Below are 14,937 nucleotides of genomic sequence, written 5' to 3' on the forward strand. Positions count from 1 at the left end.
ACATGGCAACCAAACGCAAGGTCATCATCACGTGCGCGCCGACCGGTGCGATTCATACGCCGTCCATGTCGCCTTATCTTCCGGTGACGCCGCAGCAAATCGCCGATGCGGCGCTCGCCGCCGCACAGGAAGGCGCGGCGATTCTGCACCTGCACGCACGCGATCCGAACGACGGCCATCCGACGCAAGATCCGGCCGTGTTCCAGGAGTTTCTGCCGCGCATCAAGGCGGAAACGGATGCGGTCATCAACATCACCACGGGCGGCAGCCCGCATATGACGGTTGCGGAGCGCCTCAAGCCCGCGCATCACTTCAAGCCGGAAGTCGCATCGCTCAATATGGGATCGATGAACTTTGGCCTCTATCCGATGCTCGATCGCTTCAAGGAACTGAAGCACGACTGGGAGCGCAAGCATCTGGAAAACAGCCGCGATCTGGTCTTCAAGAACACCTTCGCGGATATCGAATACATCCTCACTTCGTGCAGCGCGAACGGCACGCGCTTCGAGTACGAGTGCTACGACATCTCGCACCTGTATAACCTCGCGCATTTCGTCGATCGCGGGCTCGCAAAGCCGCCGTTTTTCGTGCAGAGCGTGTTCGGGCTGCTGGGCGGCATCGGGCCGCATCCGGAAGACCTGGCGCACATGCGCCGCACCGCGGACCGGCTTTTCGGCAAGGACTATGTCTGGTCGATTCTCGGCGCGGGCCGCAACCAGATCACGCTCGGCTCGATGGGCGTCGCACAAGGCTCTAACGTGCGCGTCGGTCTGGAAGATTCGCTATGGATCGAGCCGGGCAAGCTCGCTGAATCCAGCGCCGCGCAAGTGCGCAAGATCAAGCAGGTGATCGAAGGGCTGTCGCTCGATATCGCGACGCCCGACGAAGCGCGCGAGATGCTTCAACTCAAGGGCGGCAGCGACACCAACTTCTGATGCGGAGGGCATCGTGAACGACAGTGCAAGGCGCAAGCTGAAGGTAGTCGCCATGCCGACGGGCTGGCTGACCGTCGATCGCTCGTCGCAGGTCTATGGCCGGTATTTCGGACAACAGATCAAAGTGCCGGTATGGTCGACGGCCATCGTCGGGGCGGAGAAGAAGATCGTCGTGGATACCGGCATCCACGATCCGGGCTGGGTGTCGAACTTCGTTTGCCCGTGCGATCAGGCGCCGGAAGAGCGGCTCGAACGCGCGCTGAAGGAGTACGTGGGCTGGAGCGCGGACGAAGTCGATATCGTCATCAACACGCATCTGCACTACGACCATTCGGGCGGCAACACGCTGTTCCGCAATGCGCGCTTCATCGTGCAGGCGGCCGAGTGGGAGTACGCGGGGCATCCGCTGCCGACGCAGGCCACGTACTACCAGGAGTTTCTGATCGGGCGTGAACCGCTCGCGTACTTCCGCTGGCAATTCGCGCATGGCGTGACGGATATCGTACCCGGCGTGCGCGTGGTGCCGACGCCGGGACACACGCCGGGGCATCAATCGGTGGCGGTGGATACGGAAGAAGGCGTCGTGCTGATCGCGGGCGACTGCGCGAACTGCATGGAGAACATCGTCGATCTCGTGCCGGTCGGCATCGTGCATGAAACTCTCGCGGAAATGAGCTCGCTCACGCGCATCCGGCAGATCGCGGACTTCGTGATACCCGGACATGATCCGAACGTCGTGCCGGGAAGCGCGGGCATTGCGCTGCCTGCGAGCGCACGTCTTCCGCATGTCGCGAAGTGAGTTGCACAGTCGCAGGACCACGAGCTGTAGTCGGGATACCAATAACGAAGGACCGGAGGAAGACATGAAAGCATGGACGCATTCGATTCGCCGTGCGGGCCGGGCAGCGCTCGGCGTCGCAATCGCGGCGGCGCTCGGGGTATCGGCGCACGCGGAAGCAGCGGGCAAATACAAGGTGTTCCTGTCGATGAGCTATGTCGGCAACGACTGGCAGACCGAAGCCGCGAACATGGTGAAGGCGATGGCCAACACGCCCGCGCTGAAGGACAAGGTCGATCTTGAAGTACAGGTCGCGGGCACCGACGCGCAGAAACAGATACAGCAGATCAACTCGATGGTGCAGGCGGGCGCGAAGGCCATCATCATCTATCCGATCTCGCCGACCGCGCTCAATCGCGCGATCAAGAACGCGTGCTCGAAGGGCGTGGTCGTGGCCGCCTACGACGGGGAAGTGACCGAGCCGTGCGCGCACAACGTGACCATCGACCAGCATCAGGCAGGCACCGTGACCGCTGAATGGCTCGCCAAGACCATCAACGGCAAGGGCAATATCGTGATGATCAACGGCGTGCCGGGAACCTCGGTCGACCGTGCGCGCACGGAGGCCGCGAAGGCGGTGTTCGCGAAGCATCCCGACATCAAGGTCGTCGCGGAGGGCACCGGCATGTGGAGTCAGGCGACGGCCAAGACCGAACTGTCGAAGATTCTCGCCACGAATAGCTGGGACAAGATCGACGGCCTATGGATGCAGGTCGGCTGCTTCACGGCGGCGTCGATGCAGCTCGAAGCGGGCATCCCCGACGACAAGGTCAAGCCGTGTGCGGGCGAATCGTCGAACGGGCATCGCGTGCAGATGCTGCCGCCGGGCACGGTGAAGGGCGAGGGCAGTTATCGCTCGATCGGGTATCGCTCGATCTCGTATGGCGCGCCGCCGTATTCGGGCGCGATGGCGCTCAAGATGGCCGTGCAGAAGCTCGACGGCAAGGAGTTCCCGCAGCGCGTGACGCTCAAGCTGCCGCTCGTGCTGACGTCCGAATCGAAGCTCTGCAAGAGCGGCAGTATCGACGAACTGAAGGCGGGCTGCACCGCGTTCCCGCCGGACAAGGTGCCGCCGGGCTGGTTCGCCGACATCTATTCGGAAGACACGCGCGAAGTCGGCTTCAACGCGGCGCTGACCGGCAACCAGGACTGATGCGGCCAACGCGAGGAGGCGAGCAATGACGAGCGCATCCATGACCGGGAACGGCGCGCTGGCAATCGACGTCGCGAACGTGACCAAGCGCTTCGGCGCGACGGTCGCGCTCGACGGCGCGTCGTTCAAGGTCAGGCGCGGGACGGTGCACGCACTGCTCGGCGAGAACGGCGCGGGCAAGTCCACCACCGTCAAGCTGCTGTCCGGGCTGATGCAGCCGGATAGCGGGAGCATCCACGTGATGGGCAGCGAAGTGACGATGCGCGGCCCGAAGGACGCGCATCGCGCGGGCGTGCAGACCGCGTATCAGGAGATGACCCTGGTGCGCGATCTGACCGTCGAGCAGAACCTGCTGATGTCGTATGAACCGACGGGCTTTCTCGGTCGTATCAGGAAGCGCGAGGCCCAAAGGCAGGCGTTTGAGTGGCTCGAGCGACTGGAGCTATCGGACATCCGCCCGAGCGCCTATATCCGCGATCTCGCGTTGCCGGTGCGTCAGAAGATCGAGATAGCGAAAGCAATCGTTCGGCGTCCGAAGGTATTGTTGCTCGACGAGCCGACGTCCGCGCTCTCCGGCGCCGATGTCGCGTGGCTCGCGCGCCGCATCGACGAACTGAAGGCGGACGGCGTCACGTTCGTGTTCATCTCGCATCGCATGCAGGAAGTGCGCGAGTTCTGCGACAGTCTCACGGTGTATCGCAATGGGCGCGATGTCGGTGCGTTCGATGCGTCCGACATCTCGGACGAGGAAGTCATTCGCCTCGTCATCGGACGGTCGATGGAAGCGAAGTATCCGCCGAAGGTGACGCCGCCCGCGCTCACGCAAGCGGCGGCGCAGCCGCCCGCGATGGAAGCGCGCGGCATTCGTGTCGATGGCGTCGTGAGCGACTTCGACCTCACGCTGAAAGCGGGTGAAGTGCACGGTATCGCTGCGCTGCAAGGCATGGGGCAGCGCGAACTCTTCGAGGCGCTGTTCGGCGCGCAGTACATCGACGAGGGCGAGATTCGCATCGACGGCAAGCCGGTCACGCTTACTTGCACCGCCGATTCGCTGAAGGCCGGCGTCTCGACGAGCTTTCTTCCCGAAGACCGCAAGACCGAAGGTTTGTTTCTGCGGCTGCCCGGCGGCGAGAACGTCTCGCTGCCGGTGATCGGACGTTATGCGCGTTTTGGACTCATCGACCGCAAGCGCGAGCGGGCCGCCATTGCGAAATCGCTTGCGCAAATGGAAGTGAATCCGCGTGCGCTCTACAAGCCGTGTCTCTCGTTCTCCGGCGGCAATCAGCAGAAGATCGCGATGGCCAAGTGGCTGCTCACGCAAAGCCGCGTATGGCTGATGTTCGATCCGACGCGCGGCATCGATGTCGGCACGAAGCACCAGATCTTCGTGCTGATGCGCGCGTTCGCGGCGGCGGGCGGCGCGGTGCTGTTCTATTCGACCGACGTGCCCGAGCTGGTGAACGTGTGCGATCGCGTGTCGGTGATGTATCGCGGGCGCAATGTCGGGGAGCTGGAAGGCGACGCGCTCACCGAAGAAAGCGTGATGCGCAAGATGCTGTCCAGTTAAGCGGTCCAACGCTACGGAGAAGTGTTCATGAAGATTGCGATTGCGTCGCCCGAAAGCGAGATCGTGCGGCCGGGCGCGCGCGTGGGATGGGGCGCGCGCATCGATCATCATCGCGGGCTCATCATCGCGATCAGCGCACTCGTCGCGATGCTGGCCGCCTGGGTGTCGCTGTCCGCGACGCCGGTGGGCATGTACGACATCGGCTCGGTCATTTCGAGCTCGACGACGCTCGCGCTCGCGGCCATCGGGCAGACCATCGTGGTGCTGTCGGGCGGATTCGATCTGTCCGCGTCCGCGGTGGTGTCCCTCGCCAACGTGCTCGCGGTGCGCTTCGTCGCCGGCACGCCGATGGAGCAATGGGCAGGCGCGGCGCTCATTCTCGCGATTGGCGGCGGCATCGGGCTCGTGAACGGCGCGTTGATCGCGTGGTTCCGGCTGCAATCCATCGTCGTCACGCTGGCGACGATGTTCATGGTGCAAGGTCTCACGCTGCTGATTCAGAACAAGCCGGGCGGCGCGGTAGGCGAGCAGTTCGGCGCGTTCATTACGTCCGACCTGATCCCCGAAAAGCTGCCGATGTCGGCAGGGGTACTAATTATTGCGTTGCTGGTGTGGGCGTTCATCCGGCGCACACGCTTCGGCGTCGGGCTGTATGCGCTCGGCAGCGACCCCGACGGCGCATTCGCCAACGGCATGCCGGTCACGCGCTATCGCATCGCCACGTATGCGCTCGCCGGCGTCTTCTATGCAGCGGCGGGGCTGTACGTCTCGGCGCAGACAGGCTCGGCCGATCCGCTCGTCGGCAGGCCGCTGTTGCTGTCGATGTTCACGGCCGTGGTGCTCGGCGGCACGCTGCTCGGCGGCGGGCGCGGCGGCTGCACCGGCACCGTGTTCGCCGCGATGACGCTGATGATCACCGTGAACATCCTGCTCGTGCTGAACGTGTCGGCGTTTTTCACGACCATCGCCGAAGCGGTGATCCTCATTCTCGCGGTGCTCGGCTCGTCGATCGGCAAGCAATCGGCAGCGCACGAGTGCGCGCGCCACGCGGCGCAATGGCTGAAGGCGGTGCGAACGGGCACGCGGGCAAAGGATGATCCTCATGCGCGGCGCGTGTCGTTCGAAGTGAGCGACTATCAGCCGATGAAGAACACGGAGCTGAAGGGCCGCGCGCTGTCGGACTGGATCGAGCGCAATCGCGAATGGGTGAAGTACGTAATACCCGCGTACCTGCTCTTCATCGCGGTCGTCGTCGTGACCGGCTTCGTCTACGGGCCGGGCGTGCTCGCGAGCGCGGGCTTCTACAGCAGTCTGCTCACGCTTACGCTGTTCCTCGCGATTCTCGGCCTCGGTCAGGGCGCGGTCATTCTGACGGGCGGTCTGGATCTGTCGATGCCGTGGCTCATCACCTTGTCCGGCGTCTTGCTGACGGGTCTCACGCACGGCGCGAACGGAGCGGCGGCGTGGGCGGTGCCGGTCGTGCTCGGCGTCGGTCTGCTCGTCGGCGTGTTCAACGGCGTGGGCGTCGTGATGCTGGGGCTGCCGCCCATCGTCGTGACGCTCGCGGCCAACGGCCTGCTGCAAGGGCTCACGCTCATCTACTGCAACGGCTCGCCGCAAGGCTGGTCGCCGTCCGTAATCAGCGAGTTCACCAACGGACGGCTCGGGCCGCTGTCGCTCGCGGCGTGGAGCGTGCCCGTGTTCCTCATCGTCGCGTTATTGCTGCTGCATCGCACGCCGTTCGGACGGCGCGTGTATGCGGTCGGCAATTCGCAAGTCGCGGCACGGCTTTCGGGTGTGCGCGTCGGCGCGACGCTGATCGCGGTGTACTGCCTCTCGGGTCTTTGCTCGGCCATCGTCGGGCTGCTGCTGGCGGGCTTCAGCTCGCAGGCGTTCCTCGGCATGGGCGATCCGTATCTGCTGCCATCGATAGCGGTTGTCGTCGTGGGCGGCGCGCTCATCACCGGCGGGCGCGGACACTATCTCGGCGTATTCGGGGGCGCGCTTCTGCTGACCGCGCTCGGCACCCTGCTCGCGGGCACGACCGTGCCGCCTGCGGTCAGGGACATCATCAACGGGCTCGTCGTGCTGGCTGCGGTCATCACGCTGCGCGACAAGCGGGCCTGAAACCATCATCGAGGATGCATCGAATGCAAGGAAGACACATCGCGGTCATCGGGTCGGGGCGCATCGGCCGCGCGTGGGCCATCGTGTTTGCGCGCAACGGCTTTACGGTGAAGATCCACGACGCATCGAAAGACATGCTGACGGGCGCGATTCCAGCGATACGCGAAAGCGTCGAAGACCTAGCGTCGTTCGGTCTCGTCGACGAATCCGTCGATACGATCGTCGCGCGCATCTCGACGTGCGACACGCTCGCCGAAACGGTCGCGGACGCCGACCTCGTGCAGGAGAACATCGCGGAAGTGGTCGAAGCGAAGCGCGCGCTGTTCGCGGAGCTCGATCGCCTGACGAAGCCCGATGCGCTGCTCGCGAGTTCGACATCGGGCCTGCCCGCATCGACCTTTACCGAAGGGCTGGAAGGGCGTGCGCGTTGCCTTGTTGCGCATCCCGTCAATCCGCCGTCGCTCGTGCCGCTCGTCGAATTGTGCGGTGCGCCGTGGACCGCGCCGGAAACGCTCGAACGTGCGCGCGCGCTGTACGAAGAAGCGGGACAGAAGCCCGTCTTGGTCAATCGCGAGATTTCGGGCTTTCTGCTGAACCGGCTGCAAGGCGCGGTGCTCGACGAAGCCTTGAGCCTCTACGAACAGGGCTATGCGAGCGCCGCCGACCTGGACACCGTCATGCGCGATGGCCTCGCTATGCGCTGGTCGTTCATGGGTCCGTTCGAGACTATCGACCTGAACGCGCCCGGCGGCGTCGCCGATTACGCATCGCGTTATGGCGGCACGTATCGCAGCATCGCCGGGACGCGCGTGCCCTTCGACTGGTCCGATGAAACCCTCGCGCGGCTCGATGCCGAACGCCGCGCGGTGCTCGACCGGGAGCGCATCGAAGAGCGCAGCCGCTGGCGGGATCGCCGGCTGATGGCGTTGCTCGCGCATCGGCGGTCGCTGAAAGACCAGGACTGAACCTAAGCTCAAGGAGACGACGATGGCCGAAGTGCGCTTGCTCGTGGACGCGAACAATCATCTGGGCGAAGGCCCGCTGTGGGACGTGCGGGAAGAACGGCTCTACTGGATCGACAGCACGGCTGCGGAAATCTACCGATGCCGCGCGGACGGCAGCGAGGTCGAGCGATTCTTCGTGCCGCGTCACATCGGTTCGATGGCCCTGCGCGAAAAGGGCGGCGCGGTCGTCGCACTCGCGAACGGGCTGCATTTTTACGACTTCGAATCGCAGACCGTCGAGTTCATCGCCGACCCCGAGGCCGACGATCCCGAAACGCGCTTCAACGACGGCAAGGTGGATCGACAGGGCCGCTTCATCGCGGGCACCATGGCCTACGACTTCGACCGCTACGATGCCGATCGCGGCCAACGCTCGACGCGCAGCGGCGGACTGTACCGGCTCGACACGAACGGCAAGGTCACGCGGCTCGACAGCGGCATCAGTTGCTCGAACGGGCCGTGCTGGAGCCCCGATAACCGCACGCTTTATTTCACCGACACCTATAGCAAGGAGATGTACGCCTACGACTACGACATCGAAACGGGCGCGGCGACCAACCGGCGTCTTTTCGTATCGGCGCAGAACATGGCAGGCACCTTCGATGGCGCGACCGTCGACGAGGAAGGTTTCATCTGGTCGGCGCTCGTGTTCGGCGGGCGCATCGTGCGCTTTGCGCCGGATGGCACGCTCGATCGCGTGGTGCCGTTTCCAGTGCGCAATCTCACGAGCGTGATGTTCGGCGGGCCGAACCTCGACACGCTCTATGTCACGACGATGGGCCGCCCGATGTGGGGCATTCCGCAGAAAGAACGCGACAAGGGCGGGTTGTTCGCGGTGACGGGCCTAGGCGTAAGAGGTCTGCCGGAGCCGCGCTTCGCCGGTTGACATCCGCACGCGTTTCGAAAGCGGCGGCTCACGCCGCCGCTATTTCGCTTACGTCAACAACGCGCCTGCCGCGTGATTTCGTGCCTTGATTGGTAATCCAAAGCGGTTGGCATATTCTTTCTGAAGGAAAAGAGCCAACCGCGAGGAACCGATCATGGCCGATGACCTTGCAACACGCGTGCGCGCCGATGCGAGCACCACAGCGGAAGCCGTCACGAAAGGCGCCGCGTTGCTGGACGACGTGATCCGCAATCTCATCTCCCGGCAGGGCCGCTATCCGGATATCGCCAGCGCGCACGACTGGTATCTCGCACTCGCCTACACCGTTCGCGACCGCATGCTGGCGCGCTGGGTCGCATCGGCGAGAACGTACTCAATTCAGGGCATGAAAGTCGCCTGCTATTTATCGGCCGAGTTCCTGATCGGTCCTCAGCTCGGCAATAACCTGCTGAATCTCGGTATCGAAGACGACGCCCGCAAAGCGATGTTCGCGCTCGGGCTCGATCTCGACGAGCTATTGGCAGTCGAGGAAGAGCCGGGGCTCGGCAACGGCGGCCTTGGACGGCTCGCCGCGTGTTATCTGGATTCGCTCGCATCGCTCCAGATTCCCGCGATCGGCTACGGCATTCGCTACGAGTTCGGCATCTTCGATCAGGAAATCCGCGATGGCTGGCAAGTCGAGCGCACCGACAAGTGGCTCGAGAAAGGCAACGCGTGGGAAATCATTCGTCCTGAAGTGAGCTACTACGTCGGCTTTGGCGGGCACACCGAGCACGCGGCCGATGCCAGCGGACATCTGCGCGTGCGCTGGATTCCGGCGCGGCAAGTGAAGGGCGTCGCATGCGACATGCCGATGCAGGGCTTTCGCGTCGATACCTGCAATCTCCTGCGCCTGTGGAAAAGCGAGGCGGTCGAGTCCTTCGATTTCGAGGACTTCAATGCGGGCGAATACTACGAGGCCGTGCACGAGAAGGTTCACTCGGAGACGCTCTCGAAGGTGCTTTATCCGAACGACGAACCGGAAATCGGCAAGCGCCTGCGTCTTGCGCAGCAGTACTTCTTCGTGTCGTGCTCGCTGCAGGACATGCTGCGTCTGATGGATATCACCGGGACGCCGATCGAGGATTTCGCGGAGCACTTCGCGGTGCAGCTCAACGATACGCATCCGTCGATTGCGGTGGCGGAACTCATGCGCCTTCTCATCGACGTGCGCGAGCTTTCATGGGATGCGGCATGGTCCATCACGCAGCGGACCTTTGCGTACACGAATCACACGCTCCTGCCCGAAGCGCTCGAAACATGGAGCTTGCCGCTGTTCAACAGCCAGTCGCCGCGGCTGCTGGAAATCATCTACGAGATCAATCGCCGCTTCCTCGAAGACGTGCGCCGTGCGTTCCCCGGCGATGAGGAACGCGTTGCCCGAATGTCGCTGATCGACGAGACCGGCGGCAGAAAGGTGCGCATGGCGCATCTCGCGACGGTCGGCAGTCACGCGGTCAACGGCGTGGCCGGACTGCATTCCGAACTGCTGAGGCAGACGGTGATGCGCGACTTCGCGGAGATGTTCCCGGAGCGCTTTCTTAACGTAACCAATGGCGTTACTCCGCGCCGCTTCGTGATGTTGAGCAATCCCGGTCTCGCGCAACTGCTCGACAAGACGATTGGGGACGAGTGGAGAAGCGATCTGTCGCGTCTGGGCGCGCTCGCCGCCCACGCCGACGACCCGGCCTTTCACGAAGCATGGCGTGCGATCCGGCGCGACAACAAGGCCGCGCTCGCATTGCGCATCCAGAAGACGGTCGGCATCGACGTCGATCCGGACATGCTGTTCGACGTTCAGGTGAAGCGCATCCATGAGTACAAGCGGCAGCATCTCAATGCGCTTTACATCATCGCGCTCTATAGACGGCTCTGCCGTAATCCCGATCTCGTGACCGCGCCGCGCTGCTTCATCTTCGGAGGAAAGGCCGCGCCGGGATACGCAATGGCCAAGCTCATCATCCGTCTGATTACGGGTGTGGCGGAAGTGGTCAACCATGATCCGGCGACGCGCGGCCGCATCAAGGTCGTGTTCTACCCGAACTTCAACGTGAAGCACGGTCACTGGATCTATCCGGCCGCCGATTTGTCGGAGCAGATGTCGACGGCGGGCAAGGAAGCATCCGGTACGGGCAACATGAAATTCATGATGAACGGCGCGCTGACCATCGGCACGCTGGACGGCGCGAACGTCGAGATTCGCGAGGAAGCCGGGCCGGAGAACTTCTTCCTCTTCGGACTGACGGCGCAACAGGTCGAAGACAGCAAGCGCGAGGGCTATCGCCCGCAGCAGTATGTCGAAGCGAACGACGAGCTGCGCGACGCACTCGAGCAGATCGCGCAAGGACGCTTCTCGCGCGGCGATACGAACATGTTCCGCCCGCTGCTCGACAACCTGCTGCATCACGATCCGTTCCTCGTGCTCGCCGATTTCGCGGATTACGCCGCGTGCCAGGAGCGCGTGAGCGAAGCATGGCGCGACGTGCGGCAGTGGACGCGCATGTCGATCATCAATACGGCGCGCTCGGGCAAGTTCTCATCCGATCGCGCCATCCAGGAATATTGCGAGCGCATCTGGGACGCGCGCGCCGTGAGGATCGACCTTGCTCATGCGTGATGCGGACGCGAGCCGGGCGTATCGCACACAGCCCGGCTCGCGCTTTCCTTCGGGCGCGACGGTGATGCCGGGCGGCGTCAACTTCTGCGTGTTCTGCCGGTACGCGACGCACGTCGACTTGCTGCTCTTTGCTTCGGTCGAAAGCATGGAGCCGTTTCAGATCGTCACGCTCGTGCCGGAAGAGAACCGCACGTTCTATTACTGGCACGTTTTCATCGAGGGGCTGCCGGTTCATTCTTGCTATACGTGGCGCGCGCATGGCCCACACGGCTTGCCGCAAATGGACGATGAAGCCGCGAGCCGCAAGCAATTGCTCGATCCGAACGCGCGTGCCGTCAGCGACCGTTTCTATGACCGCCAGCAGGCCGCCGATGCGGCGGGTGACGATCGTGCGTCGATGCGCGCCATCGTCACCGAGCCAATGAATGCGCCTGCAAGCGCCGAGGTGCGAACGCTCGATGACGCCATCATCTACGAGCTGCACGTCGGCGGCTTCACGCGGCATGCATCGAGCGGCGTCGCGCAGCCGGGAACATTTGCGGGGCTCGCCGAAAAGATTCCTTATTTGCAGGCGCTCGGCGTTACGCACGTGGAACTGCTGCCGGTCATGGCCTTCGACGAACAGGACGTGCCTGCGTCCGCCGCCGAAAGAGGGCTCTGCAACTTCTGGGGCTACAGCACGCATAGCTTTCATAGCCCGCATCCGCGCTATTGCGTCGAGCCGCATCGCGCGCCGCACGAGTTTCGCGCGCTCGTCGATGCGCTGCATGCGGCGGGCATTCGCGTGCTGCTCGACGTCGTGTTCAATCACACGTCGGAAGCGGGGCTCGCGGGACCGGTCATCAACTTCAAGGCGCTGGCGAACGATATCTTCTATCTGACGGACCGTGCCGATCCACGCCATTACCTCGACTTCACCGGCTGCGGCAACACGGTCAACTGCAATCATCCGCTGGTGACGGCGTTCATTCTTCGAAGCCTCGAATATTGGGTGTGCGAACTCGGCGTCGATGGCTTTCGCTTCGATCTCGCCAGCATCTTCACGCGCGGCGAACACGGCGAGCTGCTCGGCACGCCACCTTTGCCGTGGGCGATGGAAGCGTCGCCGGTGCTTGCGCGCGTGCCGTTGATCGCCGAGGCATGGGATGCGGCGGGGCTGTATCACGTGGGCGCGTTTCCCGGCATGGCGTGGGCGGAATGGAACGGGCGCTATCGCGATGTGATCCGCCGCTTCGTGCGCGGCGATGCGGGTCTCACTGGACAAGTATGTACGTGCATGTCGGGAAGCGCCGACCTCTATCAGCGCGACGGCCGCCTGCCCGCGAGCAGCATCAACTTCGTGACCAGTCACGACGGCTTCACGCTGCGCGATCTCGTGACGTATGAGGCGAAGCACAACGAGGCCAATGGCGAAGACAACCGCGATGGCACGAACGACAACCTTTCGTGGAATTGCGGCGTCGAAGGCGATACGGACGATGCGGCAGTCACGCACATGCGCAATCGTCAGGCGCGCAACTTCATGGCGATTCTGCTGCTGAGTCAGGGCGTGCCGATGATCCTCGCCGGCGATGAATGCCTGCGCAGCCAGCGCGGCAACAACAACGCGTTCTGCCAGAACAACGAACTCTCCTGGCTGGACTGGGACTTCACGGACGATGGCCGCGCGATGCTCCGTTTCGTGCGTGAACTGATCGCGCTTCGCAAGCGTCATCCAAGCCTGCGGCGCCGCACCTTCCTGACAGGGCGTCCGGCATCCGGACAGGAGCACGCCGATGTCGCATGGCACGGCGAGCGGCTCAACGAGCCCGCCTGGCACGATCCCGATGCACGCTTCGTCGCTTTCACACTGGCGGGGACGGTGGCGGACGAAGCGATGCTGCATATCGCGCTCAACATGAACAACGATGCCCGCACGGCCGCGCTTCCTGATATAGATGGTCTTTGCTGGCGCTGCATCGTCGATACGGCCGCCGATTCGCCGCGCGATATTGTTTCGCCAACCGAAACATCGGCGGACAAGGGCGATTCGATCCGTCTCGAAGCCCGCAGCGTGGTGGTGCTCGAATCGCACCGGCGCGGCTGATGCATCGCTCTGGACTGCGCCCGGCCGAACGTCTTTAATGTCCTAGGTATGGCGACGGTGCGACGCTGCGTATCGACAGGAGGCCGCATGGACGCAGTCAGAACGTTTCTCGAGAATCAGTCGTTGTTCGCGCTGTTTTTGACCATCGCGCTCGGCTATCTGATTGGGGAGATCAACATCAAGGGCGTCGCGCTCGGCTCCGGTGCAGTGCTGTTCGTCGGGCTCGCCGTGGGCGCGTTCGCGCCGAAGTCCGCGCCTCCGGCCTTGCTCGGCACGCTCGGGCTGCTGTTGTTCCTGTATGGCATCGGCATTCAATACGGCGCGCAATTCTTCAAGGGTCTCACGAGCCGCGAGGGCGCCAAAGCGAACGCCGCAGCGTGCGTCGGCGTGATCATCGCGGGCCTCGTATCGTGCGCGTTCATTCCGCTCGGTATCCGGCTCGCCGATGCGCTCGGCATGTTCGCCGGCAGCGGCACCAGCACGGCCAGCCTGCAAGTTGCGATTGCATCGATGAAAAGCAACGATCCCGCAGTCGCGTATAGCGTCGCGTATCCGTTCGGCGTCGCCGGTCCGATTCTGCTGCTGTACGCGCTGAACGTCCTGCTGAAAGTGAAGATCGAGAAGCCGCCCGCGAAACTGCTCGAAACGGCGGAGATCGCGTTGAGAAACGAGAGCTTCTTCGGCCTCACGCTGGCCGAACTCACGACGCGCCTGCCTGCCGGCGTGTCGATCGCGGCGGTGCGGCGCGAGCATCACAACCAGTTGCCGGCCGACGACTTCATCCTCCGTTCCGACGATGTGCTGCTCGTCACCGGCACCGATCGCGGCCTGCTCGAACAGGCCACCGCGCTATGCGGCGAATTGCAGCCGGGGCGGCTGACGAGCCGTCGCGAGGACCTCGACTATATGCGCGTGTTCGCATCGAATCCGGCGGTCGTTGGCATGACGCTCGGCAATCTCCGCTTTCCCGATGGCGTGAAGTGCGCGGTCGCTCACGTGCGGCGCGGCGACGCCGATCTGCTGTCGACGCCCGATCTCGTCATCGAAGCGGGCGATCGCGTCGGCCTGCTCGTCAATCGCGCGCATCAGGCGACCATTCGCGCTTTCTTCGGCGATTCGATCAAGAGCACGGCGGATCTCAGCTTCGTCTGCCTGGGCATCGGCGCGGCGGCGGGCCTGCTGATCGGCGCGCTGCCGCTGCCCGTGCCGGGCCTCGGCGCATTCAGTCTGGGGCTCGCGGCGCTGCTTCTGCTCGCGCTGTGCCTCGGCAAGCTGCGGCGCAACGGCCCGTTCGTGTGGGTCATGCCGCTTTCCGCGAATCTCGTGCTGCGCAATCTCGGGCTCACGATCTTTCTCGCGCAGGTCGGCATCTCGTGCGGGCCGAAGTTCATCGCGACGGTCGGTACCGCCGGTCCGCTGCTGCTGCTCTACGGTGCGATCACGCTGATCGTGCTCGTGGGCGTCACGGCTGCGTGCTGCCTGTGGATATTCAAGCTGCCGTTCGATACGACCGTGGGCGTGATCTGCGGCGCGACGGGAAATCCGGCCATCCTTGCGTTCGCCAATCGCATCGCGCCGACGGAACAGCCCGACATCATGTACGCGATGATTTTCCCGTCGATGACCATCGTCAAAGTGCTGTTCGTGCAGATCGCCATATCGCTCGCAAGCGGCTAGCCGCCAGG

Annotated in this window: 10 protein-coding genes; all 10 read left to right on the forward strand. The window is 63.8% G+C overall.

Annotation, left to right across the window (positions count from 1 at the left end):
- The first annotated feature begins 2 nt into the window (after positions 1–2).
- The 10 genes from kce (at position 3) to BG57_RS17445 (ending at position 14,929) form a co-directional block, all read left to right on the forward strand.
- Positions 3–935, forward strand: coding sequence for a 3,5-dioxohexanoate:acetyl-CoA acetone transferase (gene kce / locus BG57_RS17400; protein ID WP_035966552.1), 933 nt, complete (start codon positions 3–5; stop codon positions 933–935).
- 52 nt (positions 936–987) lie between these two features.
- Entirely contained in the window at positions 988–1,734 is a 747-nt protein-coding gene (locus BG57_RS17405; protein ID WP_035966557.1) for an N-acyl homoserine lactonase family protein, read from the forward strand.
- A 64-nt stretch (positions 1,735–1,798) separates the two neighbouring features.
- On the forward strand, positions 1,799–2,926 hold the full coding sequence (locus tag BG57_RS17410) for a sugar ABC transporter substrate-binding protein (RefSeq protein ID WP_035966560.1): 1,128 nt from the start codon (positions 1,799–1,801) through the stop codon (positions 2,924–2,926).
- 25 nt (positions 2,927–2,951) lie between these two features.
- Entirely contained in the window at positions 2,952–4,493 is a 1,542-nt protein-coding gene (locus tag BG57_RS17415) for a sugar ABC transporter ATP-binding protein (RefSeq protein ID WP_229753914.1), read from the forward strand.
- Positions 4,494–4,520: 27 nt separating this feature from the next.
- Positions 4,521–6,620: an ABC transporter permease subunit gene (locus BG57_RS17420; protein WP_035966562.1), complete on the forward strand. Its 2,100-nt coding sequence runs from the start codon at positions 4,521–4,523 to the stop codon at positions 6,618–6,620.
- A 23-nt stretch (positions 6,621–6,643) separates the two neighbouring features.
- Complete coding sequence (locus BG57_RS17425) at positions 6,644–7,585, forward strand: 3-hydroxyacyl-CoA dehydrogenase (protein ID WP_035966570.1); 942 nt, start codon at positions 6,644–6,646, stop codon at positions 7,583–7,585.
- A gap of 22 nt (positions 7,586–7,607) precedes the next feature.
- Positions 7,608–8,510, forward strand: coding sequence for an SMP-30/gluconolactonase/LRE family protein (locus BG57_RS17430; RefSeq protein WP_035966571.1), 903 nt, complete (start codon positions 7,608–7,610; stop codon positions 8,508–8,510).
- Positions 8,511–8,664: 154 nt separating this feature from the next.
- Positions 8,665–11,166, forward strand: coding sequence for a glycogen/starch/alpha-glucan phosphorylase (locus BG57_RS17435; RefSeq protein ID WP_035966573.1), 2,502 nt, complete (start codon positions 8,665–8,667; stop codon positions 11,164–11,166).
- Complete coding sequence (gene glgX, locus BG57_RS17440) at positions 11,159–13,252, forward strand: glycogen debranching protein GlgX (RefSeq protein WP_035966574.1); 2,094 nt, start codon at positions 11,159–11,161, stop codon at positions 13,250–13,252. Before BG57_RS17435 ends, glgX begins: the two co-directional genes overlap by 8 nt.
- Positions 13,253–13,339: 87 nt before the next feature.
- Positions 13,340–14,929: an aspartate:alanine exchanger family transporter gene (locus BG57_RS17445; RefSeq protein WP_035966575.1), complete on the forward strand. Its 1,590-nt coding sequence runs from the start codon at positions 13,340–13,342 to the stop codon at positions 14,927–14,929.
- Positions 14,930–14,937 lie beyond the last annotated feature (8 nt).

The organism is Caballeronia grimmiae (genome assembly GCF_000698555.1).
GTDB lineage: Bacteria > Pseudomonadota > Gammaproteobacteria > Burkholderiales > Burkholderiaceae > Caballeronia > Caballeronia grimmiae.

What these genes read in the sequence shown, in the direction of transcription:
- kce (WP_035966552.1), top strand. Translation starts at nt 3, where the DNA reads ATGGCAACCAAACGCAAGGTCATCATCACGTGCGCGCCGACCGGTGCG.
- BG57_RS17405 (WP_035966557.1), top strand. Translation starts at nt 988, where the DNA reads ATGCCGACGGGCTGGCTGACCGTCGATCGCTCGTCGCAGGTCTATGGC.
- BG57_RS17410 (WP_035966560.1), top strand. Translation starts at nt 1,799, where the DNA reads ATGAAAGCATGGACGCATTCGATTCGCCGTGCGGGCCGGGCAGCGCTC.
- BG57_RS17415 (WP_229753914.1), top strand. Translation starts at nt 2,952, where the DNA reads ATGACGAGCGCATCCATGACCGGGAACGGCGCGCTGGCAATCGACGTC.
- BG57_RS17420 (WP_035966562.1), top strand. Translation starts at nt 4,521, where the DNA reads ATGAAGATTGCGATTGCGTCGCCCGAAAGCGAGATCGTGCGGCCGGGC.
- BG57_RS17425 (WP_035966570.1), top strand. Translation starts at nt 6,644, where the DNA reads ATGCAAGGAAGACACATCGCGGTCATCGGGTCGGGGCGCATCGGCCGC.
- BG57_RS17430 (WP_035966571.1), top strand. Translation starts at nt 7,608, where the DNA reads ATGGCCGAAGTGCGCTTGCTCGTGGACGCGAACAATCATCTGGGCGAA.
- BG57_RS17435 (WP_035966573.1), top strand. Translation starts at nt 8,665, where the DNA reads ATGGCCGATGACCTTGCAACACGCGTGCGCGCCGATGCGAGCACCACA.
- glgX (WP_035966574.1), top strand. Translation starts at nt 11,159, where the DNA reads ATGCGTGATGCGGACGCGAGCCGGGCGTATCGCACACAGCCCGGCTCG.
- BG57_RS17445 (WP_035966575.1), top strand. Translation starts at nt 13,340, where the DNA reads ATGGACGCAGTCAGAACGTTTCTCGAGAATCAGTCGTTGTTCGCGCTG.